Source organism: Mesorhizobium sp., assembly GCF_004962925.1.
GTDB lineage: Bacteria > Pseudomonadota > Alphaproteobacteria > Rhizobiales > Rhizobiaceae > Mesorhizobium.
Window position 1 is genome coordinate 1 of record NZ_SUEO01000454.1, and the last position, 375, is coordinate 375.

Sequence of the window (375 nt, forward strand, 5' to 3'; positions counted from 1 at the left end):
CGGATGGCACGAAGGGCTTGGTCTGGCTCAACGAGGGCGAGGGCGTAACCCAGTCGTTCATCGACAAGGTCACCCCCTTCATTGGCAATCCGAAGGTATATGGGTTCTTTCTCGTCGACGAGCCGGATCCCACCGGCAAATACCACACACAGGTAGACGCCGCGGACCTGAAAGCCGAATCCGACTACATCCATTCCAATGTGCCAGGCGCCAAGACCTTCATCACCATGATGAACATGGGATCGTCTGCCGAGCCGGATTTTTCCAACACCTACAACCATGACAACACGCATATCGATCTGTTCGGAATAGACCCTTATCCGGTGCGCACGGGCACAGACACGGTCGACTATGACATGATCGACAGAACCGTGG

Annotated in this window: 1 pseudogene; it reads left to right on the forward strand. The window is 55.5% G+C overall.

Going from position 1 to position 375, the window contains the following annotated elements:
• Positions 1–375: pseudogene (locus tag E5W87_RS35675) on the forward strand (calcium-binding protein); the annotation flags it as partial.